Source organism: Streptomyces aureocirculatus, from assembly GCF_000720475.1.
GTDB lineage: Bacteria > Actinomycetota > Actinomycetes > Streptomycetales > Streptomycetaceae > Streptomyces > Streptomyces aureocirculatus.
In genome coordinates this window covers 215,020-235,368 of the sequence record NZ_JOAP01000008.1, presented here as the reverse complement: position 1 = coordinate 235,368, position 20,349 = coordinate 215,020, and the positions used below count along the sequence as shown (strand labels likewise).

The window sequence follows — 20,349 nt, the reverse complement described above, 5'->3', positions numbered from 1 at the left end:
ATCTGGAGGCATCGAAATGGCACGTGCGGTCGGCATCGACCTGGGCACGACTAACTCCGTCGTCAGCGTTCTGGAGGGCGGCGAGCCCACCGTCATCACCAACGCCGAGGGTGCCAGGACCACGCCGTCCGTCGTCGCCTTCGCGAAGAACGGTGAGGTGCTTGTCGGCGAGGTGGCCAAGCGCCAGGCGGTCACCAACGTCGACAGGACCATCCGCTCCGTCAAGCGCCACATGGGCACTGACTGGAAGGTGGACATCGATGACAAGAACTTCAACCCCCAGCAGATCAGCGCCTTCATCCTGCAGAAGCTGAAGCGCGACGCCGAGTCGTATCTGGGTGAGAAGGTCGCGGACGCCGTCATCACCGTCCCGGCGTACTTCAACGACTCCGAGCGCCAGGCCACCAAGGAGGCCGGTGAGATCGCGGGTCTGAACGTCCTGCGCATCGTCAACGAGCCCACCGCCGCCGCCCTGGCCTACGGCCTCGACAAGGACGACCAGACGATTCTCGTCTTCGACCTCGGTGGCGGCACCTTCGACGTCTCGCTCCTGGAGATCGGCGACGGCGTCGTCGAGGTGAAGGCCACCAACGGCGACAACCACCTCGGTGGTGACGACTGGGACCAGCGCGTCGTCGACTACCTGGTCAAGCAGTTCAACAACGGCCACGGCGTGGACCTGGGCAAGGACAAGATGGCGCTCCAGCGCCTGCGCGAGGCCGCCGAGAAGGCGAAGATCGAGCTCTCGTCCTCGACCGAGACCACGATCAACCTGCCCTACATCACGGCCTCCGCCGAGGGCCCGCTGCACCTGGACGAGAAGCTCACGCGCGCCCAGTTCCAGCAGCTCACGTCCGACCTCCTGGAGCGCTGCAAGACGCCGTTCCACAACGTCATCAAGGACGCGGGCATCGCCCTCTCCGAGATCGACCACGTCGTTCTCGTCGGTGGCTCCACCCGCATGCCGGCCGTCGCCGAGCTCGTCAAGGAGCTGACCGGCGGCAAGGAGGCCAACAAGGGTGTGAACCCGGACGAGGTCGTCGCCATCGGCGCCTCGCTCCAGGCCGGTGTCCTCAAGGGTGAGGTCAAGGACGTCCTGCTCCTCGACGTGACCCCGCTGTCCCTCGGCATCGAGACCAAGGGCGGCATCATGACCAAGCTGATCGAGCGGAACACCACGATTCCGACGAAGCGCTCCGAGATCTTCACGACGGCCGAGGACAACCAGCCGTCCGTCCAGATCCAGGTCTACCAGGGCGAGCGCGAGATCGCGGCGTACAACAAGAAGCTCGGCATGTTCGAGCTGACCGGTCTGCCCCCGGCGCCCCGCGGCGTCCCGCAGATCGAGGTCTCCTTCGACATCGACGCCAACGGCATCATGCACGTGACCGCGAAGGACCTCGGCACGGGCAAGGAGCAGAAGATGACCGTCACCGGTGGCTCCTCGCTGCCGAAGGACGAGGTCAACCGGATGCGCGAAGAGGCCGAGAAGTACGCGGACGAGGACCACGCCCGCCGCGAGGCCGCCGAGTCCCGCAACCAGGGCGAGCAGCTCGTCTACCAGACGGAGAAGTTCCTCAAGGACAACGAGGACAAGGTCCCTGCCGACGTCAAGACCGAGGTCGAGACCGCCGTCGGCGAGCTGAAGGAGAAGCTCAAGGGCGAGGACACCGCGGAGATCCGCACGGCCACGGAGAAGGTCGCGGCCGTCTCCCAGAAGCTGGGCCAGGCCATGTACGCCGACGCCCAGGCCGCGCAGGGCGCCGCCGGTGCCGAGGGTGCCGCTCCCGGCGCCGAGGCCCCGAACATGTCCAAGGACGACGACGTCGTCGACGCCGAGATCGTCGACGACGAGAAGCCCGGTGACGCGAAGGGCGGCGCTGCCTGATGACGGAGGAGACCCCGGGTTTCGGCGACGGCGCCGAGCAGCCCGACGTCCCCTCCGCCGGCGCCACCCCTGACGAGAAGGCGGCGCAGGCCGACGGGCCCTCCACCGAGGAGGGCCCGGCGGCCCCGGCCGGGGACGCAAGCCAGGCAGCGGGCCTGACCGCCCAGTTGGACCAGGTCCGCACGGCGCTCAACGAGCGCACCGCAGACCTCCAGCGGCTGCAGGCCGAGTACCAGAACTACCGTCGGCGCGTCGAGCGCGACAAGGTGACGGTCAAGGAGATCGCCGCGGCGAACCTCCTGACCGAGCTGCTCCCCACGCTCGACGACGTCGGCCGCGCGAGGGAGCACGGCGAGCTGGTCGGTGGCTTCAAGTCGGTCGCCGAGTCGCTCGAGACCGTCGTCGCCAAGATGGGTCTGCAGCAGTTCGGCAAGGAGGGCGAGCCCTTCGACCCGACGATCCACGAAGCGCTGATGCACAGCTATGCGCCGGACGTCACGGAGACGACGTGCGTCGCGATTCTCCAGCCGGGGTATCGCATCGGCGAGCGGATCGTGCGTCCCGCGCGGGTCGCGGTCGCCGAGCCGCAGCCCGGTGCGCAGACGGTGAAGTCCGAGGCGTCCGAGGACGGCGAGAGCACGCCCGCGGAGCCGGAGGACAAGGCCGACGGCGCCCCCGAGAGCACGGACGGCAAGGACGGCAAGGAGAGCGGTGGCCCGGACGAGGGCTGACGCCGAGACGGACGGCGGCTCCGGCGCCGAGGGCGACCTCGGCGCCGGCGCCCGCCGGATGACAAGGAAGGAGGGGCGTCGGGGATGAGCACCAAGGACTTCATCGAGAAGGACTACTACAAGGTCCTCGGCGTCCCCAAGGACGCCACCGAAGCCGAGATCAAGAAGGCGTACCGGAAGCTCGCCCGCGAGAACCACCCGGACGCCAACACGGGCAACGCCAAGGCCGAGGAGCGCTTCAAGGAGATCTCCGAGGCGAACGACATCCTCGGCGACCCGAAGAAGCGCAAGGAGTACGACGAGGCGCGCGCGCTCTTCGGCAACGGCGGATTCAGGCCGGGCCCCGGAGGCGCCGGCGGCGGATCGTTCAACTTCGACCTGGGGGACCTCTTCGGAGGCGGCGCCCCGGGCGGGGGTACGGCCGGCGCGGGCGGCTTCGGGGGCGGCCTCGGTGACGTCTTCGGGGGCCTGTTCAACCGCGGCGGCGCGACCGCGGGGAGCCGCACCCAGCCGCGCCGCGGCCAGGACGTCGAGTCCGAGGTCACCCTGAGCTTCACGGAGGCGGTGGACGGCGCGACGGTTCCGCTGCGCATGTCGTCGCAGGCCCCGTGCAAGGCGTGCTCGGGCACCGGCGACAAGAACGGCACGCCGCGCGTCTGCCCGACGTGCGTGGGCACGGGCCAGGTCTCGCGCGGCGGTGGCGGCGGCTTCTCGCTGACCGACCCCTGCGTGGACTGCAAGGGCCGCGGCCTCATCGCGCAGGACCCCTGCGAGGTGTGCAAGGGCTCGGGCCGCGCGAAGTCCTCGCGCACGATGCAGGTGCGCATCCCCGCGGGCGTCTCCGACAGCCAGCGGATCCGGCTGCGCGGCAAGGGCGGACCCGGCGAGCGGGGCGGCCCGGCCGGTGACCTGTACGTGGTCGTGCACGTCGACGCCCACCCGGTCTTCGGCCGCAAGGGCGACAACCTGACGGTGACCGTGCCGGTGACGTACGCGGAAGCGGCGCTCGGCGGCGAGGTCAAGGTGCCCACCCTGGGCGGCCCCTCCGTCACCCTGAAGCTGCCCCCGGGCACGCCCAACGGCCGCACCATGCGCGCTCGCGGCAAGGGCGCGATCCGCAAGGACGGCACCCGCGGCGACCTGCTCGTGACGGTGGAGGTCGCGGTGCCGACCACGCTGTCGCCCGCCGCGCAGGAAGCCCTTGAGGCGTACCGCGACGCGACTGCGGACACCGATCCGCGGGCAGAACTGTTCAAGGCCGCGAAGGGAGCGTGACCTCATGGAGCGGGACGGCCGCCGACGCAACCCGTATCAACTGACGGACGAGACCCCGGTGTACGTCATCTCGGTGGCGGCCCAGCTCTCCGGCCTGCATCCGCAGACCCTCAGGCAGTACGACCGCCTGGGCCTGGTCTCGCCCGACCGCACCGCGGGCCGGGGCCGGCGGTATTCCGCCCGCGACATCGAACTGCTGCGCACCGTGCAGCAGTTGTCGCAGGAGGAAGGCATCAACCTGGCGGGCATCAAGCGCATCATCGAGCTGGAGAACCAGGTCGCGGCGCTGCAGTCCAGGGTGGCCGAGCTGTCGTCGGCCGTCGAGGGCGCCGCGGCGGCGATGCAGCAGCGCGAGGCCGCGGTGCACGCCTCGTACCGCAGGGACCTGGTGCCCTATCAGGACGTCCAGCAGGCGAGCGCGCTCGTGGTGTGGCGGCCGAAGAGATCGACGGAGCCGTGAGCGGAGCGGGCGCGCGCTCCTGAGGCGGCGCAGCCCCTGAGGCGGCGCACCCCCTGAGGCGATGACGCACGGGCCGGGAGATCCCTCGCGGGAGCTCCCGGCCCTGTCGCGTGCGGACTAGTTGTGCACGGTCTCGATCTGCGACGCCTCGGACTCGTTCCCGGCAGCGTCGGTACCGGTCACGTAGTACATGTAGGGCCGGTCCTCCTCCAGCGGCCCGAGGTCGCGGAACGACGTCGTGCCGGTCGTACCCACCTTCGTCGCCGGGTTGGTGGGGGACGTGGACCGGTACACCGTGTACGACACGGCGTCCGTGCCGCCGCCGCGCCAGACCAGCGGCACCCCGGGCCCCGCGCCCTTGCGCGCGGTGACGTCCTGGGGCGGCAGGGGGGCGAGGGTGTCGCGGGTGGCCCGTGCGACGGACGAGTACGGCGATACCTGCGAGGACGTTCCCAGGGCCCGCACCTTGTACCTGTACGCCACGTCGGGCACGGCCTTGTCGTCGGTGAACCTCGTCGACGTCACCGTGCCGATACGGGAGTACGCGCCGCCCGCGGCCGGGGCCCGGTGCACCTCGTACTTCCGCGCGCCCGTGGAGGCCGCCCAGGACAGGGAGTTGGCGTCCCGCCCGGACTCGGCCGTGAACTTCGCCGGGGCCTTGAGGGGGGCGGCAGCGGCGGCTGCGCCGGTCTCCCCGGAGGAGCCGGAAGCGGTGGCCGGGGCGCCGAGGGTGGCCGTGAGCCCAGCGGCGAGAACCGCTGCCGCGGCGGCCGCGGGGACGAACCAGGCTTTGCGGTCGCGCCGGGGGGCGGGCGCGGGTCGGTGCTGTTGGAACACGACTGGAGTTCCCTTCCGTTGCACGGGAGAAGCGGGAGACAGACGTGGGGGGAGGGGCGTGCCGTGGGGGCAAGGCACCCTAACCGAGGCCCCTCGGGGGAACGGAGGCGGCCCGCCCGAACTCCTTATAGTTGGGCGCAGCGAGACGCTGCGTGACGAGGGACCGGGGGACATTCATGGCCATGGTGGGGCTGTTCTGGATCGCCGAGGGCGATGTGTACGTGGGCTCCAAGCCGTCGGGCCTCGCTCCCGGGGTGCGTCTGACACCGGAGGGCGTCACGGGGCTCGGCCACCAGCAGGCGGGCCTGTGGCTCTGGGACGACGTACGTAGCCTCACCGTCGAGGACGTTCCCGTGAAGTCCCTGAAGCGGCAGGTGGGCGTGGTCGTCGATCTGGCGCTCTCGGTGGGCCTCGGCGGCGGCGACGAGGCGCCGACGATGACGGTGTGCGTGGGGATGCCCGATGAGGAGATCGAGCTGACGGCGTACGTCGCCGCGGCCTCCGGTTACAGCCAGAAGGAGTACGACCTGTCCCGCGCCCTGCTCTCCCGGCTCACCGAGGGCGCCGCCACGCTCCTGACGACGCTGGACGCGATGGCCGCGTGGGGCCGCGCGCACGAGGGCGGCACGCCCCGCAGGGACGAGCGGGAGCGGCTGCTCAGCGAGTGGGCGGGCGAGAACGCGACGCGTGCCTGAGGCAGTCGCGTACGGCGCTGTGCGGGCCGCCCGCGAGTGCCTGAGGCAGCCGCGGTACGGCGCTGTGCGGGCCGCCCGCGGTGAGCCGGGGCGCTCACGTCCCCCGTGGCCGTGAGCGCCCCGGCCGGCCACGGGAAATAGCCGAACCGGGGCGACCCTTAGGGAAGCGCGGCTCTGCGGGGGGAGACCACTACAGAGCCACCTCGCGGCCGGGACCGGGCCGGTTCCAGTTCCGCTTGCGGGACTGGCCGTTCCTTGCCGCTGTCACTACGATGCAACGCCCGCGCACGCTCCGCCACCGTCATCTTGTTGCGGTGCAACGGGCGGGGGTGGGCGCAAATGGGTCCATTTCCGGACGTAAGTGATGCAGTTCTCCGGATGCAGGTGGTTCAGTTCGGGCAGCCGGGGCCCAGGATGCCCGAGCGGCCGATGAGGTATCCGAGTTGGGTGCGTCCTGTGCTGCCCAGGGTGCGGGCGAGCTTCGCGATGTGGACCCGTACGGTGCGCACGTTCATGCCGAGCCGGTCGGCGATGCCGGCGTCCGTGAGGCCCTCGACGAGGAGCTCCGCGATGGTCCGCTGCCGGGCGGTCACCCCGTCCCTCGTGGGCTGGGGGGCGGCCGGGTGCGGGTACATCGGGGTGGCGAGGCGCCAGAGCCGGTCGAAGAGGGCGGCCAGGTGGCCGACGACGGCCGGGGTACGGATCTCCAGGGCCTCGGAGAAGTCCGGGGCGCCCGGCACGAAGGCCACCGTGCGGTCGAACACCACCAGTTGCTCGGGCACTTCGCTCAGCGTGCGCACCTCCACGTCGCCCTCCAACCGCTCGAAGTGCGCGATCACGGGCAGGGCGTGCCGGGTGGTGTGCTGGTAGAGGGTGCGCATCCGGCAGCCCCGCGACAGCAGGGCCTGCTCCCGGGACGGCGCGGTGCCGAGGTCCGAGACGGGCCGGAAGCCGCCCGGCTGGATGGTGAGGACCTCCCGGGCACACCGGGACGCGGCCTCGTCGAGCGCGGCGGCGGTCCTCTCGGGGCAGGGGGCGGGGGCGGCCCTGAGGGGGCCAGGGACGCCGTGGAGCGCCGTACCGGGCCCCGCGTAGGGCCTCGGGACGCCGGCACCGGTGGAGAGGCCGAGCAAGGGCGTGAACGCCGCCGTCAGCTCCGCCTCACGCCGGCGTTCACGGCCGACCTCCTCCTCGAACCCGCGCAGCAGCCGCAGCAGGGCCCCGGCGGGCTCGCTCGGCAGCAGCCACTGGAGGTCGTCGGGGTCCGGGTGCAGAAGCCCGAAGTCCACGAGGCACGGCACCGCTTCGGCCTCCCGGCCGTGCACACGGCCCGCGCGCAGGGCACGGGCGTACAGGGCCGAGGCGGGCGCGCACAGGTGCCCGGGACCGTGCGGCCGGTGCCGGGCACCACCTTGCCCACTCGCCTCGTCCCGGGCGTGCTCTGTGTCGTCCCGCGCCTGTTCGGGGGTGTCCCGGGTGTGCTCTGCGTCGTCCCGGGTGTGCTCCTGGGCGTCCCGCGCGTGTTCGGGGGCGTCCCGAGCGTGCTCTGCGTCGTCCCGGGTGTGCTCCTGGGCGTCCCGCGCCTGTTCGGGGGTGTCCCGAGCGTGCTCTGGGGCACCCCGCGCGGGCCCCGCGTCCCATCCGGTCCGTGCGGGCTCCTTCTCGTACGGTCTCCACTCCACGGGCATGGCCGTGCCACCTCCAGGGGGGTCGGGCACGCGCCGTCCGGCTAGACGTGTCGGTCCAGGATGCCCGAGCGGCCGATGAGGAAGCCGAGTTGGGTGCGGCTGCTGCTGCCGAGCAGGCCCGCGAGCTTGGCGACGTGCAGCCGGACGGTGCGTACATTCATGTCAAGGCGGTGCGCGATCTCCGCGTCGGTGTGGCCCTCGGTGAGCATGCGGGCGATGACGCGCTGGACCTGGCTGACCGCGTGGACCGGCGGTCGCGGTGTGTCGTCGCGGTACAGGGGTGTGGCGAGGCGCCACATGATGTCGAAGGCCGTGGCCAGATAGCCGACCAGGGCCGGTGAGCGCAGTTCGAAGACGATGCCGCCGTCGTCGACGGCCGGGATGAAGGCGATGGTGCGGTCGAAGACGAGCAGACAGGGCGGGAGTTCGTCGAGGGTGCGGACCTCGCAGGACAGGACGGGCCGGTCCGGGTGCGCGCGCCCCGGCAGCGAGTCGAAGGCGGACTCCGGCCGGGACAGCGTACGCAGGCGGCCCCCGCGTTCGGCGAAGTCGGCCATGCGCCAGGGCTCGTTGTGGGGCAGCATCTGCGGTCGGTCAGGGTCGCCCGGGTGGATGCCGAGCGCCTCGTGCGAGGCGTCCGCGAGGGCCTGCCGGACGGCCCGCCTGATACGGGTCGTCCCCTTGAGCACGGTGACGAGGGACGCCGTGGTGTCGGGGACGGCTGCGGGGGCGAGCTGGAGGAAGGGTTCGAAGGCGGAGGCGAGCCGCGACGCCCGCCCGCGCTGCCGGGCGACCCGCGCCTCGATACCCGCGAGGAGCCGGGGCAGGGCCACCAGGGGCGGGGTGGGGAGCAGCCAGGCAGGGTCGTCGGCCCGCGGGTGCAGGAGCCCGGAGTCGAGGAGGCAGGGCGCGTCGGCGACGGACTCGCGGTGCAGCCCGCACTCGCGCAGGGCACGCGCGTACAGTGCCCGGCCCGCCTCGCACAGCTCCTCCGGCTCGTGCGGCACATGCCGGCGGTCGGAAGGGGCGCCGCCGCGTGCGGGCGCCGCCATCCGGAGCCGGGTGGCACGCTCGGTCGCGGCCGGGAAGGGCGCCACCGCCTGCGCCGCTGCGTCCTGCACAGGCTTCCCCCTACTCGGTCTGGGGCGTTGGCGCGAATGACGGACGTCACACGTGTCGTCATCCTTGTCAACGGGGCAACGGTTTTTCAATGGCGGGGTTATCGCTTGCGATGCCCGCCCAATTATTCAAAGTTAAATGTGTGTGGGGTCGGTGAGGCGGAGCGTCGCCGTGCTGTGGCACTGAACACAGTCGGGCGTACGCGGGCGTCGACGAAGATGACGTCCATGGACCTTCCTGTCGACCTCGCCGTCCTTGCCGACGACAGCCTGTACTTGTGGGCGCCCCGCGGTGCCGCGGGCTCCTGGGGCCTGGCCAACTGCCTGCTCATCACCTCCGGAAACTCCGGAAACTCCGGAACCTCGGCAACAGAAGCCGCGCTCATCGACACGCCCTACGACACGCGCATGACCAAGGCGCTCATCGCGGCGGCCGGCCGTGTGCTGCCCGAAGGGGCCCGGGTCCGTACCGTCGTCAACACCCACGCCAACGGGGACCACTGCTTCGGCAACGGGTTCTTCCCCGGCGCGGAGATCATCAGTACCGATGCCAGCCTCGAACGCCACCGCTGCGGTGAGATCTCGCCCCAGGAGATGCAGTACCTGGTGCACGCCAGCGACCCGCGGGAGCCGCTCGGCTGGTACGCGCGCGATCGCTTCGGCGCCTACGACTACACCGGCATCACCGTCGTACCGCCCACGCTGACCTTCAGCGGCAGCCACGACTTCCTGGTGGGCGACACCGAGGTGCGCCTGATCGAGGTGGGCCCGGCCCACACGTCCGGCGACCTGATCGTGCACCTGCCGCAGCACGGCGTGGTGGCCGCGGGCGACGTCATCTTCTCCGGCGACCACCCCGCGCACTGGGAGGGACCGCTCGCCGAGGTGGTGCGGGCCTGCGAGACCGTGCTCGCGCTCGACCCGCGGTGGATCGTCCCCGGGCACGGTGAGCTGATGGGACAGGACGGCGTCCGCGCCTACATCGGCTATCTCCGGGACCTCGAAGGCGAGATCAAGGAGCGGCACGGCAGGGGACTCGGCGCGTACGAGGCCGCCTGCGACATCCTCGCGGCAGGCTTCCATCCGTCCCTGGGTGCCCCGGAGCGCGTCGTCATGCTGACGTTCGTCGAGTACCACCACCTCGGCGGCACCGGAGACGCCCTGGGCATGGCCGAGCTGGCGGGCCACGCGGCCCGCTGGGCCCACGCGCGTCAGGGGGTGCCCTCCCGCGCGTAGTGCCGCGTCCCCGGGCCGCCGCGCCCTCCGAACCGGCAGCCGATTACGATCTGTTGGTCGATGACTCGTTTGGGTTTATGGTGCAGACACCGTGGGCGCGGCACGCCAGTCATGCGGACGGGGAAGGGGGAACCGCGGTGGACGAGGACGCGCTGCGGCGAATACTCAAAGAACTACGTTCCAGAATCATGCCCGCGGAAGTAGGACTGACCCCCAAGCCGTCGGGGCGTCCTGGTCCGCGGGTCGCCGGACTCGCCCAGCCCGACATGGACATCCTGATGAACCGCGCGGTGGGGACCTACCACCGGTTCGAGAGCGGAAAGATGTCGCCGCGGGACGACTATCTGCGCCAGGTCGCCCGGCTCCTGCGCATGACCGAGGACGAGTTCACGCAGGTGTATCTGCTCTCCCTCGGGCAGCGGCCGCCCCACCCCCTGGACCCGAGCGGCGGTGTCACGATGCCCGCCGCGGGCGCCTGGCAGCGGGCCGTCAACGGCCAGCGCGAAATCGCGTACGTCAGCAACGTCCAGTGGGACCTCGTCGCGTACAACCAGCCTTTCGCCGACATCTTCGAGGGCGGCACACCGCCGGAGAACACGATGCGCTGGATGGCTCTCGCCGATGAGGCACGGGACTACATTCTGACCGACTGGGAGACCCGCTGGGCTCCTGGAATACTCAACCAGATCAGGCTCGCGCACATCCAGCACCCGGAGAACGACGCTCTCGCCCAGTTGCACAGGGACGTCCAGAGGGACAAACACACGGGCCCGATCTACGAGCGGAACACCGAGGTGTACATCCACCCCGACGGCGACGTCAGGCCGCTGTTCCACCCCAAGAAGGGCCCGGGGCAGATCACGATGGTCGTCTCGGAACCGGCGAGCGCGCGCGGGGCACGCCACGTCGTCCTGCTCTTCGACCCCCTGCCCGAGGTCGGGGCGGGAGAGGAACGGGCGTGACGGCATGGAGGAGGAAGCCGAGGTGATGATGACCGTCAGGGACGCCGCGCAGACGCTTCCCCCGGAGGCGGGACGGGGCCACCTCGCGCCCGCGTGCTTCGCCCCCGTCGTGCACGCCATGGCCGACGACCTCAACGGCCGCGGCTATCCGGTGACCTGGGTCGTGGACCGGCAGCTCCTCGCCGGTGACTTCCCCCTCCAGGTCGTCGCCAAGGTGTCGGTCGTCCGGGTCCTGAACATCGCCCTCGACGACCGCCCGTCGCCGCTCGCGCCCCGCTGGCAGGTCAGCATGGGCCGCCCCTCGTCCGTACGGTGGGAGCAGTCCGCCGTCCTGCACCTCGGCTCGGGCGGCCTCGACGCGGAGTGCGTGGTGCGGGAGGCCCTGCGGGCCGTGGGCCTTCCGCTGCAACGGGCACTCCACCACTGACGCCGCCCGCGGCGGGGACACGTCAGACGGGCAGGTCCAGGATTCCGGACCTGCCGATGAGATATCCGAGTTGGGCCCGGCTGCTGCTGTTCAGGAAAGCCGAGAGTTTCGCGATGTGGACACGGGCCGTGCGTACGTTCATGCCGAGCCTGGCCGCTATCTCGGTGTCGCTCAGGCCGTCCGTGAGGAGGGCCGCTATCGCCCGCTGGCGGGGTGTGACGCCGTTCGACGCGCGCTGCGGGGCGGGCGTCGGCCACAGCGGGACGGCGAGGCGCCACAGCAGGTCGAACACCGTCACCAGATAGTCGATGACGGCTTGCTGCCGGATCTCGACGGCCGTGTCCCGCACCTTGTTGACCGGCAGGAAAGCCACCCGCCGGTCGAACACGAGCAGTTGGTCGGGCAGTTCGCTGAGCGTGCGGACCTCCACGTCGCCTTCGAGGTCCCGGTAGTGCGTGAGCGCGGGCGGGGAGTGGCGGGTGGTGTGCTGGTACAGGGTGCGCAGCCGGCCGCCGCGGGCGAGGACGCCGTGCGTACGTGGCAGGTCCTGCAGCAGGTCATCGACCGGGCGGCTGCCGCCCGGCTGGATGGCCAGGGCCTCCACCTGCGCCTTCGACGCCACATGGTCGATGGCCGCGTTGATGCGCAGCCGCCCGTGGATGACGGCGGCCCCGGCGCTGTCACCGGCGGACGTCCAGCGCCGGTCCAGGTCCATCAGCGGGGCGAAGACATCGGCGAGCCGGGACTCGCGGCGGCGCTGGGCGGTGATGCGCGAGTCGATGGCGCCGAGGAGCCGGGGCAGCGCGACGGCCGGCGCGGTGGGCCGCAGACAGCGGTCGTCCTGGCCGTCCGGGTGGAGAAGGCCCAGGTCGGAAAGGCAGGGGGCGGCGCGGGCCTCCTCGGCGTGCAGATGGCCCTCGCGCAGCGCGCGGACATAGATCCGTCGGCCCGCCTCGCACAGTTCCCCCGCGTCGTGCGACCGGTGTTCCATCCTCACGTCGCCGTTCCTCCCCGCACCTTACCGAAGCCCCCGCCCCAGGCTAGTGATTCTGATCGAGAATCCCCGACTGGCCAATCAGATAACCGAGTTGGGCGCGGCTGTTGCTGCCGAGAATCGCGGCGAGTTTCGCTATGTGTTCGCGTGCCGTTCGTACGTTCATGCCGAGGCGGGTGGCTATCTCGGTGTCGGTGAGGCCTTCGACGAGGAGTTCGGCGATGGCTCGCTGACGAGTGGTGACGCCGTTCTCGGCGGGAAGCTGGGCGGCGTGCGGAAACATCGGCGTCGCCAGATGCCAGAGTCGCTCGAAGGTGGTGATGAGGTAGTCGACGATGGCCGGCTGGCGTACTTCGAGGGCCACGGTGCGGTCCTTGCTCGCGGGGATGAAAGCCACCGAGTGGTCCAGGACGACCATGCGTTCGGTTACTTCGTTGAGCGTGCGGACCTCTACGTCGCCGTCCAGTTGTTCGTAGTGGGCCTGGGCGGGGAGCGAGTGGCGGGTGGTGTGCTGATACAGGGTGCGCATGCGACAGCCGCGGGAGAGGAACTCCTGCTCGCGGGGGAGCGCGTCGGCGAGTATCTCGGGGGAGCGGGCGCCGCCCGGCTGGACGGTGAGGAGTTCGTGCCGGGCGTCGGTCATGGCCTGCGTGATCGCGGCGTTGATCCGCTCGAAGCCCTCAAGGACCGTGATCTCCGGTGGTTCGGGTCCCGATGTCTGCCGGGCGTCGAGGGCCATCAGCGGCTCGAAGAGCGCCGTGAGCCGCTCCTCGCGTTCGCGGTGGCGCGCGATGTGGTCCTCGATGGAGCGAAGGAGCTGGGGCAGGGCCACGGCCGGGGCGGTCGGGCGCAGCCACGCCATGTCCTCGATGTCGGGGTGCAGCAGGCCGAAGTCGATGAGGCAGGGGGCGTCGCCCGCCTCCTGGTGCCGGACGCGGCCTTCGCGCAGGGCGCGGGCGTAGAGGGCCGAACCCGCCTCACACAACTCGTCGGGTCCGTGAGGGTGAGGGCGGGGTTCGGTGGTCATTTCGGTTTGTCCTGCTCAAGGATGCCGGACTGGGCGATGAGGTAGCCGAGCTGGGCGCGGCTGCCGCTGCCCAGGGCGGCGGCGATTTTGGCGATGTGGGCGCGGCAGGTGCGGACGTTCATGCCGAGACGCCGGGCGATGGCCTCGTCCACGTGGCCTTCGATGAGGAGGCGGGCGATGGAGCGCTGGACGCCGGTGATCCCATTGGTGGCGGGAGGGTACGGCACCTCCTCCAGGAGCGGGGTCGCACGCTGCCATTGTTCCTCGAAGACCTTCGCAAGGTACTCGACCAGACCGGGATGGCGGATTTCCAGGGCGTCCCTGCGGTCCGCGCGGGCCGGAATGAGCGCCACCGTGCGGTCGAAGATCATGATGCGGTCGATGAGCTCCTCGAGCGTGCGTATCTGTACGTTTCCCTGCGACATCCGGGCCGCGTAGGCCAGCGTTCCCTGGCTGTGCCTGACGGTGTGCTGGTAGAGGGTGCGCATCGTGATGCCGCGGTCCAGGACGGTCTGGCCGCGCTTCAGCGCCACGTTGAGCGAGTTCTCGCTGCGACCGCCTCCTGGCTGGGCGGTAAGCACTTCGTGACGGCACTCGGCGGTGGCCCGCTCGATCGCCGCGTTGATGTGCGCGTCGCCCTCCAGGACGGTGATGGCGTGGGTGGTGGGTTCGGCGCGCGCCGTGATGGCCATGAATGGCTCGAAGACGTTGGTCAGTTCCACAGCGAGACGGCGGCGATCCTGGATTTCGCGCTCGATGGGGTGAAGACGTTGTGCGAGTGCTGTGGACGGTGGAACGGGACGCAACCAGTCCACATCATCGGGATCCGGGTGCAAAAGCCCCGACTCCAGCAGACAGGGAGTGTTCTCGGCCTCGGAGCGCGGCAGCCGGCCATTGGTCAGAGCGCTCGCGTACAACCTCGCCCCGGCGTCGCAAAGCGGCGTCTCGGGGTGAGGATGTGTCGGTTTGGCGTTGGTTGTAAGCAAATCTCCACCCCCCAGGGTCCTGAACATGCAGGAACATGATGCATCCACCCTGTGGCTTTGACGTGCTCGATTGAGACATCGTCTTGTTGTGCCGGGGGAGAGGAAACTACCAAGTGAGGACGAAGCCGACCATGTTTCAGAGCATGCTTCGCTCGGTGCTTGTCACCGCCCTCTCCGCAGGGCTGGTCGTAGGAGCGGTGAGCGCTCTTGATCTGTCCTGGGGCAGCGCGCCAGCGGACGCGACTGCCACCGTGGCAGCGCCCCCCGACCTCGCCTGGAGTGTGGTGCCGGCAGGTGTTGAGGCATGAGTACTCCTCCTGACGACCGTACCTTCCGCCGGGAGATGGCCACCGCCTACCGCTCCGGCTGGCACTTCATCGACCTCGCCACCGCCATCCCCCACGCCGGTGACTCGTTGATGGTGACCCTGGTCGGAGAGCCCGTCATCATCGTGCGCGACGACGACGAGGACATCCGCGCCTACCGCTGCCTGCGCCGCCCCCGCGGTGCCCCGCAGCCGGTCCGGTGCGCCGTGCGCTACGGCATGGTCTTCGTCAACCTCGACCAGCGTGACCACCAGGTCATCGACAAGCGCAAGCGGGACGCCGACCAGCAGGCCATCGACCGGCAGACCGCCACCGCAGATCCCCTCGCAGCCACCCCCCGCAGCGCCTGACGCGATTCCCCCGTCGTTGTAAATCGCGCAGGTGCTTCCCCCAGCAGCGGCGTCACCGTGGACCTGAACACGGTGGCGCCGCTGTGGTGTGTGCGGGTCCGTGCCCCTCAACGGCGCACGGGGGCCGTCGGGCCCGGGTCCGCCGGGCCGAGGGCCGCCGGGTCCGGGGTCGTCCCCGCGAGCGCCCGGCTCCCCAGCGCCCGGTCCACGCGGATCTCGATGACCACCCGGTCCGGGTTCGGTGACGGCACCCGCCCGTAGCGCTCCTCGTACCGCCGCATGCCCTCCGTGACCCGCTCGGGCTCCGCCGCGATCACGGCCGCCCCCTCCAGGGTCGCCCAGCGCCGCCCCTCGAACTGGCAGACCGCGACCCGGGCGCCGCCGGCACCGTCCCCGGTGTCCCCGGTGTCCCCGGTGTCCTCGGTGCCCTCGGTGGCCGCCAGGACGTGCGCCACCTTCCTGCTGAACCGGTTCGCGAGCACCCGCGCGGTGCGGGTCTCCGGGTCGTAGGTCACGCCCACCGGGACCACGTGCGGGGTGCCGTTCGGGCGCGGTGTGGTGAGGGTGCACACATGGCGCTCCCGCCAGAAGCTGAGGTACGGGGCGGGCAGGTCGCCGAGGTCGAGGCTCATGGTCAGGAACCTAACCCGCCGCCGAACCGTACGGAGACCGGGGCCCGGGGGGACTTATGAACGCCGCCTTGAGTGGAATAGACTCAACTTTGTGTACGTTGGTTAAGTCAGCATGAGTACGGGTACCCGCCCGACCGACCGAGCAGGAGGAGAGCGCGCACGTGGACGCCGAGCTGACCAACAGGAGCCGGGACGCGATCAACGCGGCCACCAGCCGGGCCGTGTCCGCGGGTCACCCGGACCTCACCCCAGCGCATCTGCTCCTGGCCCTCCTGGAGGGTCAAGGACGACAAGCAAGCGAGAACATCACCGACCTGCTCGCCTCGGTCGACGCCGACCAGGCGGCCGTGCGGGCCGGGACCGAGCGCGTCCTCGGCGCCCTGCCCAGCGTCAGCGGGTCGACGGTCTCGCCGCCGCAGCCCAACCGCGAGCTGCTCGCCGTCGTCACCGACGCCGCGGACCGCGCCAGGCAACTGGGCGACGAGTACCTCTCCACCGAACATCTGCTCATCGGTCTCGCCGCGAAGGGCGGCGCCGCCGGTGACGTACTGAACGAGAACGGCGCGAGCGCGAAGAAGCTGCTCGACGCCTTCGAGACGAGCCGCGGAGGACGTCGCGTGACCACCCCCGACCCCGAGGGTCAGTACAAGGCCCTGGAGAAGTTCGGCACCGACTTCACCGCCGCCGCCCGCGAAGGCCGCCTGGACCCCGTCATCGGCAGGGACCAGGAGATCCGCCGGGTCGTACAGGTCCTCTCCCGGCGCACCAAGAACAACCCGGTGCTCATCGGCGAGCCCGGCGTCGGCAAGACCGCCGTCGTCGAGGGCCTCGCCCAGCGCATCGTCAAGGGCGACGTACCGGAGTCGCTGAAGAACAAGCGGCTCGTGTCGCTCGACCTCGGCGCCATGGTCGCCGGGGCGAAGTACCGCGGTGAGTTCGAGGAGCGCCTGAAGACCGTCCTCTCCGAGATCAAGGAGAGCGACGGGCAGATCATCACGTTCATCGACGAGCTGCACACGGTGGTGGGCGCGGGCGCGGGCGGCGACTCCGCCATGGACGCGGGGAACATGCTCAAGCCCATGCTGGCCCGCGGCGAGCTGCGCATGGTCGGCGCGACCACGCTCGACGAGTACCGCGAGCGGATCGAGAAGGACCCCGCCCTGGAGCGCCGCTTCCAGCAGGTCCTGGTGGCCGAGCCGAGCGTGGAGGACTCCATCGCGATCCTGCGCGGGCTCAAGGGCCGCTACGAGGCCCACCACAAGGTGCAGATCGCCGACAGCGCCCTGGTGGCCGCGGCCTCCCTCTCCGACCGGTACATCACCTCGCGCTTCCTGCCCGACAAGGCCATCGACCTGGTGGACGAGGCCGCGTCCCGGCTGCGCATGGAGATCGACTCCTCGCCCGTCGAGATCGACGAGTTGCAGCGCGCCGTCGACCGGCTGCGGATGGAGGAGCTGGCGCTCAGCAAGGAGACCGACCCGGCGAGCAAGCAGCGCCTGGAGAAGCTGCGCCGCGACCTCGCCGACAAGGAGGAGGAGCTGCGCGGCCTCACCGCGCGCTGGGAGAAGGAGAAGACCTCCCTCAACCGCGTCGGTGAGCTGAAGGAGAAGCTGGACGAGCTGCGCGGCCAGGCCGAGCGTGCCCAGCGCGACGGCGACTTCGACACGGCTTCCAAGCTTCTGTACGGGGAGATCCCCGCCCTGGAGCGCGACCTGGAGGCGGCGTCCGAGGCCGAGGAGGAGGCCGCGGAGGCCGACACCATGGTCAAGGAGGAGGTCGGCCCCGACGACATCGCCGACGTCGTCGCCGCCTGGACGGGCATCCCCGCAGGGCGCCTCCTCGAAGGTGAGACGCAGAAGCTGCTGCGGATGGAGGGCGAGCTCGGCAAGCGCCTCATCGGGCAGAGCGAGGCCGTGCAGGCCGTGTCGGACGCCGTGCGGCGCACCCGCGCGGGCATCGCCGACCCCGACAGGCCCACCGGGTCCTTCCTGTTCCTCGGCCCGACGGGCGTCGGCAAGACCGAGCTTGCCAAGGCGCTCGCGGACTTCCTGTTCGACGACGAGCGGGCCATGATCCGCATCGACATGAGCGAGTACGGCGAGAAGCACAGCGTCGCCCGGCTCGTGGGCGCCCCGCCCGGCTACGTCGGGTACGAGGAGGGCGGCCAGCTCACCGAGGCCGTGCGCAGGCGGCCGTACTCCGTGGTGCTGCTCGACGAGGTCGAGAAGGCCCACCCGGAGGTCTTCGACATCCTGCTCCAGGTCCTCGACGACGGCCGCCTCACCGACGGCCAGGGCCGCACGGTGGACTTCCGCAACACCATCCTGGTGCTCACCTCCAACCTCGGCAGCCAGTATCTGGTGGAGCCGCTCACCAGCGAGGAGGAGAAGAAGCAGCAGGTCCTGGAAGTGGTGCGGGCGTCCTTCAAGCCCGAGTTCCTGAACCGCCTCGACGACCTGGTGGTGTTCTCCGCGCTCAGCAAGGACGAGCTCGCGCACATCGCCCAGCTCCAGATCGGGCTGCTCGCCAAGCGGCTCGCGGACCGGCGGCTCACCCTCGACATCACCCCCGAGGCGCTCGCCTGGCTGGCCGACGAGGGCAATGACCCCGCGTACGGCGCACGGCCGCTGCGCAGGCTCATCCAGACCTCGATCGGTGACCGGCTCGCCAAGGAGATCCTGGCGGGCGAGGTCAAGGAGGGCGACACGGTGCGCGTGGACGTGTTCGACGGCGGGCTCCTCGTGGGTCCCGCAGCGCCGTAACCGGTCACTTACCGGGGCGGGGGTTGCGGGCCCCCGCCCGGCATGGGAGAGGATGACTCGATCCGTACGAAGTACGAAGGGAAATAACGGTGACCATCGACCCGTCCTCGATTCCGAATTTCGGGGGACAGCCCGAACCGCAGCAGGGCGCAGGACCGGCGGGCCCCGTCGTCCCTGACCAGGACCTGGTCAAGCAGCTCCTGGACCAGATGGAGCTCAAGTACGTCGTCGACGACGAGGGTGACCTCGCGGCGCCGTGGGAGGAGTTCCGCACCTACTTCATGTTCCGTGGCGAGGACGACCAGCAGGTCTTCTCGGTACGGACGTTCTACGACCGGCCGCACGGCATCGAGGAGAAGATCCAGCTCCTGGAGCTCATCGACGACTGGAACCGGCGCACGCTGTGGCCCAAGGTCTACAGCCACACCCACGACGACGGCACGGTCCGCCTCATCGGCGAGGCCCAGATGCTGATCGGCACGGGTGTCTCCCTGGAGCACTTCGTCTCGTCGACGGTCAGTTGGGTGCGGGCCGCGATCGAGTTCGACCGCTGGCTCGTCGAGCAGCTCGGCCTGGACCCGGCCGCCGACGCCGAAGGCGAGGAGAAGCCCGGGGACGACGAGGCCTGAGAGGCGCTCGCACGGACGGGGCCCAGGGGCTCCGCTCGGTGAACGGGGCCGAGGGTCCCGCTCGGTGAACGGGCCCGAGGGCCCTGCTCACAACGGCATGCGGGCGAACGTCACCAGATACGTCCCGTAGGCCACCGAAAGCCCGGCCAGGGCGCCGACCACCAGGTAGGCGGCCCAGGGCCGGGCTTTCGCGGTCCGCACCACCGCGAGGGCCACCGGGATCAGGAGCGGGAACGCGGGCAGCAGGAAGCGCGGCTTGGACTCGAAGAAGCCGGAACCGCCCACGGTGATCAGGAGCAGCACGCCGGTGTAGACGAGCAGCGGCAGCGGCGCCCGCCCGGCCACCAGGAGCGCGTACAGCAGCACCGCCACCGCGACGATCACCAGGGTCACGGAGAAGACCAGCTTGTCGCCGTCCCTGAGCAGGTGCCGTACGAAAGTCAGCGAGCCCGCGCCGAAGTCGAAGCGCGAGCCCCAGTTGCGCTGCACCGCGAAGTAACCGCCGAACAGGTCGCCCTTTCTGGCGCCGACCCACAGCACGTACCCGGCCCAGCCGAGCGGGGCGAGCAGCGCGCCCGTCCACAGCCTGTGGGGAACTCCGCGCCCGCGCCGCCGCCAGACCTCGTACCCGGCGGCCACGAGCACCGCGGCCGCCACCGCGAAGCCGTTCGGCCGGGCGAGGCCCGCGAGCGCGGCGAGGGAGCCCGCCCACAGCCAGCGCCCGGTGCCCAGCGCGTACAGGGCCCAGACGGCGAGGGCGGTGAGTACCGGCTCGGTGTACGCCATGGACAGGATCACGGAGTGCGGGAGCAGGCCCCACAGGAGCACCAGGACGGTGGCGGTGCGGTGGTCGTGAAGCCGGGCGGCGAGGGTGTGGATGCCGAGGGCGGCGGCCCCCGCGGCGAGCCAGGACACGACGAGGCCCGCAGCGCCGTAGGAGAGCGGGGCGATCGTGGTGACCGCGCGGATCAGGCCCGGGTACAGCGGGAAGAAGGCCAGGTCGCTCTGGACCACGGCGTTCTCGAAGTAGAGGGTGCGGCCGTAGCCGTCCGTGGCGATGGCGGTGTACCAGCGCGAGTCCCAGGAGCGGCCGAGCAGCCGGAAGGTGTTCTGCCCGGTGGCGTGCGCGCCGACCGACACGGCGAGCAGTCCCGCGATCCGGGCGGCGGCGAAGACACCCAGGGCGCGGACGGCCGTCGGGCCCCGGGGGACGAAGGTGCGGCACCGGGTGCGGGGTGGTTCTGTGAGGGGGGCGGGGACGGTGGGGCTCGGGTGGGTCACACCCGAACCCTGAGGGGTGGCGGCGGAGTCCGCGACCCGGGTGGG

Annotated in this window: 19 protein-coding genes; 11 read left to right on the top strand and 8 right to left on the bottom strand. The window is 70.9% G+C overall.

Features of this window, described 5'->3' with window-relative positions; translation table 11 throughout:
* Nucleotides 1–16 precede the first annotated feature (16 nt).
* The 4 genes from dnaK (at nucleotide 17) to IG78_RS0110475 (ending at nucleotide 4,354) form a co-directional block, all read left to right on the top strand.
* Nucleotides 17–1,888, top strand: a complete 1,872-nt coding sequence (gene dnaK, locus IG78_RS0110495; RefSeq protein WP_030561503.1) for a molecular chaperone DnaK — start codon at nucleotides 17–19, stop codon at nucleotides 1,886–1,888.
* Nucleotides 1,888–2,619, top strand: coding sequence for a nucleotide exchange factor GrpE (gene grpE / locus IG78_RS0110490; RefSeq protein WP_030561501.1), 732 nt, complete (start codon nucleotides 1,888–1,890; stop codon nucleotides 2,617–2,619). Before dnaK ends, grpE begins: the two co-directional genes overlap by 1 nt.
* A gap of 84 nt (nucleotides 2,620–2,703) precedes the next feature.
* The gene (dnaJ, locus tag IG78_RS0110480; RefSeq protein ID WP_030561499.1) at nucleotides 2,704–3,894 is read left to right on the top strand and encodes a molecular chaperone DnaJ; all 1,191 of its coding nucleotides are present in this window, start codon (nucleotides 2,704–2,706) and stop codon (nucleotides 3,892–3,894) included.
* 4 nt (nucleotides 3,895–3,898) lie between these two features.
* Nucleotides 3,899–4,354, top strand: coding sequence for a heat shock protein transcriptional repressor HspR (locus IG78_RS0110475; protein WP_030561497.1), 456 nt, complete (start codon nucleotides 3,899–3,901; stop codon nucleotides 4,352–4,354).
* 117 nt (nucleotides 4,355–4,471) lie between these two features.
* On the opposite strand, the gene IG78_RS0110470 is transcribed toward IG78_RS0110475, so the two are convergent.
* Entirely contained in the window at nucleotides 4,472–5,191 is a 720-nt protein-coding gene (locus IG78_RS0110470; protein WP_030561495.1) for a fibronectin type III domain-containing protein, read from the bottom strand.
* A 182-nt stretch (nucleotides 5,192–5,373) separates the two neighbouring features.
* Between IG78_RS0110470 and IG78_RS0110465 the strand changes: the two genes are divergently transcribed.
* Nucleotides 5,374–5,886: a hypothetical protein gene (locus IG78_RS0110465; RefSeq protein ID WP_249926098.1), complete on the top strand. Its 513-nt coding sequence runs from the start codon at nucleotides 5,374–5,376 to the stop codon at nucleotides 5,884–5,886.
* A 389-nt stretch (nucleotides 5,887–6,275) separates the two neighbouring features.
* On the opposite strand, the gene IG78_RS0110460 is transcribed toward IG78_RS0110465, so the two are convergent.
* Both IG78_RS0110460 and IG78_RS0110455 read right to left on the bottom strand, forming a co-directional pair.
* Nucleotides 6,276–7,568, bottom strand: coding sequence for a helix-turn-helix transcriptional regulator (locus IG78_RS0110460; RefSeq protein WP_318657858.1), 1,293 nt, complete (start codon nucleotides 7,566–7,568; stop codon nucleotides 6,276–6,278).
* A gap of 47 nt (nucleotides 7,569–7,615) precedes the next feature.
* Nucleotides 7,616–8,695 carry a helix-turn-helix transcriptional regulator gene (locus tag IG78_RS0110455; RefSeq protein WP_051852508.1) on the bottom strand — a complete coding sequence of 360 codons (1,080 nt, stop codon included), beginning with the start codon at nucleotides 8,693–8,695 and terminating at the stop codon, nucleotides 7,616–7,618.
* Between the two features lie 225 nt (nucleotides 8,696–8,920).
* Between IG78_RS0110455 and IG78_RS0110450 the strand changes: the two genes are divergently transcribed.
* From IG78_RS0110450 to IG78_RS0110440, 3 genes are all read left to right on the top strand, one after another.
* Nucleotides 8,921–9,928 carry an MBL fold metallo-hydrolase gene (locus tag IG78_RS0110450; RefSeq protein WP_030561487.1) on the top strand — a complete coding sequence of 336 codons (1,008 nt, stop codon included), beginning with the start codon at nucleotides 8,921–8,923 and terminating at the stop codon, nucleotides 9,926–9,928.
* Between the two features lie 188 nt (nucleotides 9,929–10,116).
* Nucleotides 10,117–10,890 carry an MmyB family transcriptional regulator gene (locus IG78_RS41880; RefSeq protein ID WP_157855774.1) on the top strand — a complete coding sequence of 258 codons (774 nt, stop codon included), beginning with the start codon at nucleotides 10,117–10,119 and terminating at the stop codon, nucleotides 10,888–10,890.
* A gap of 4 nt (nucleotides 10,891–10,894) precedes the next feature.
* A complete protein-coding gene (locus IG78_RS0110440) occupies nucleotides 10,895–11,317 on the top strand; it encodes a hypothetical protein (RefSeq protein WP_030561483.1) in 423 nt (140 codons plus the stop codon).
* A 22-nt stretch (nucleotides 11,318–11,339) separates the two neighbouring features.
* Here IG78_RS0110440 and IG78_RS0110435 read toward each other — a convergent pair whose 3' ends face one another.
* The 3 genes from IG78_RS0110435 to IG78_RS0110425 are packed head-to-tail and all read right to left on the bottom strand — an operon-like array spanning nucleotide 11,340 to nucleotide 14,351.
* Nucleotides 11,340–12,308, bottom strand: a complete 969-nt coding sequence (locus tag IG78_RS0110435) for a helix-turn-helix transcriptional regulator (protein WP_030561481.1) — start codon at nucleotides 12,306–12,308, stop codon at nucleotides 11,340–11,342.
* A gap of 49 nt (nucleotides 12,309–12,357) precedes the next feature.
* Entirely contained in the window at nucleotides 12,358–13,338 is a 981-nt protein-coding gene (locus tag IG78_RS0110430) for a helix-turn-helix transcriptional regulator (protein WP_030561479.1), read from the bottom strand.
* The gene (locus IG78_RS0110425; protein WP_199813247.1) at nucleotides 13,335–14,351 is read right to left on the bottom strand and encodes a helix-turn-helix transcriptional regulator; all 1,017 of its coding nucleotides are present in this window, start codon (nucleotides 14,349–14,351) and stop codon (nucleotides 13,335–13,337) included. The genes IG78_RS0110430 and IG78_RS0110425 overlap by 4 nt, the downstream gene beginning before the upstream one ends.
* A gap of 277 nt (nucleotides 14,352–14,628) precedes the next feature.
* Here IG78_RS0110425 and IG78_RS0110420 point away from each other — a divergent pair, with 277 nt between their 5' ends.
* Complete coding sequence (locus IG78_RS0110420) at nucleotides 14,629–15,000, top strand: Rieske (2Fe-2S) protein (protein ID WP_030561475.1); 372 nt, start codon at nucleotides 14,629–14,631, stop codon at nucleotides 14,998–15,000.
* Between the two features lie 107 nt (nucleotides 15,001–15,107).
* On the opposite strand, the gene IG78_RS0110415 is transcribed toward IG78_RS0110420, so the two are convergent.
* On the bottom strand, nucleotides 15,108–15,632 hold the full coding sequence (locus tag IG78_RS0110415) for a pyridoxamine 5'-phosphate oxidase family protein (RefSeq protein WP_051852505.1): 525 nt from the start codon (nucleotides 15,630–15,632) through the stop codon (nucleotides 15,108–15,110).
* Between the two features lie 161 nt (nucleotides 15,633–15,793).
* Between IG78_RS0110415 and clpB the strand changes: the two genes are divergently transcribed.
* Nucleotides 15,794–18,394: an ATP-dependent chaperone ClpB gene (gene clpB, locus IG78_RS0110410; protein WP_030561470.1), complete on the top strand. Its 2,601-nt coding sequence runs from the start codon at nucleotides 15,794–15,796 to the stop codon at nucleotides 18,392–18,394.
* Between the two features lie 89 nt (nucleotides 18,395–18,483).
* Nucleotides 18,484–19,023, top strand: coding sequence for a type III secretion system chaperone family protein (locus IG78_RS0110405; RefSeq protein ID WP_030561469.1), 540 nt, complete (start codon nucleotides 18,484–18,486; stop codon nucleotides 19,021–19,023).
* Between the two features lie 87 nt (nucleotides 19,024–19,110).
* Here the strand turns inward: IG78_RS0110405 and IG78_RS0110400 are convergent, their stop codons facing one another.
* Complete coding sequence (locus IG78_RS0110400) at nucleotides 19,111–20,304, bottom strand: membrane protein (RefSeq protein ID WP_031128681.1); 1,194 nt, start codon at nucleotides 20,302–20,304, stop codon at nucleotides 19,111–19,113.
* Nucleotides 20,305–20,349: the final 45 nt, after the last annotated feature.

Coding starts and splice junctions, on each gene's coding strand:
- dnaJ (WP_030561499.1), top strand. CDS start 2,704: ATGAGCACCAAGGACTTCATCGAGAAGGACTACTACAAGGTCCTCGGC.
- IG78_RS0110450 (WP_030561487.1), top strand. CDS start 8,921: ATGGACCTTCCTGTCGACCTCGCCGTCCTTGCCGACGACAGCCTGTAC.
- dnaK (WP_030561503.1), top strand. CDS start 17: ATGGCACGTGCGGTCGGCATCGACCTGGGCACGACTAACTCCGTCGTC.
- IG78_RS0110425 (WP_199813247.1), bottom strand. CDS start 14,351: ATGTTCAGGACCCTGGGGGGTGGAGATTTGCTTACAACCAACGCCAAA.
- IG78_RS41880 (WP_157855774.1), top strand. CDS start 10,117: ATGCCCGCGGAAGTAGGACTGACCCCCAAGCCGTCGGGGCGTCCTGGT.
- IG78_RS0110435 (WP_030561481.1), bottom strand. CDS start 12,308: ATGGAACACCGGTCGCACGACGCGGGGGAACTGTGCGAGGCGGGCCGA.
- grpE (WP_030561501.1), top strand. CDS start 1,888: ATGACGGAGGAGACCCCGGGTTTCGGCGACGGCGCCGAGCAGCCCGAC.
- IG78_RS0110430 (WP_030561479.1), bottom strand. CDS start 13,338: ATGACCACCGAACCCCGCCCTCACCCTCACGGACCCGACGAGTTGTGT.
- IG78_RS0110420 (WP_030561475.1), top strand. CDS start 14,629: ATGAGTACTCCTCCTGACGACCGTACCTTCCGCCGGGAGATGGCCACC.
- IG78_RS0110440 (WP_030561483.1), top strand. CDS start 10,895: ATGGAGGAGGAAGCCGAGGTGATGATGACCGTCAGGGACGCCGCGCAG.
- IG78_RS0110465 (WP_249926098.1), top strand. CDS start 5,374: ATGGTGGGGCTGTTCTGGATCGCCGAGGGCGATGTGTACGTGGGCTCC.
- IG78_RS0110475 (WP_030561497.1), top strand. CDS start 3,899: ATGGAGCGGGACGGCCGCCGACGCAACCCGTATCAACTGACGGACGAG.
- IG78_RS0110415 (WP_051852505.1), bottom strand. CDS start 15,632: ATGAGCCTCGACCTCGGCGACCTGCCCGCCCCGTACCTCAGCTTCTGG.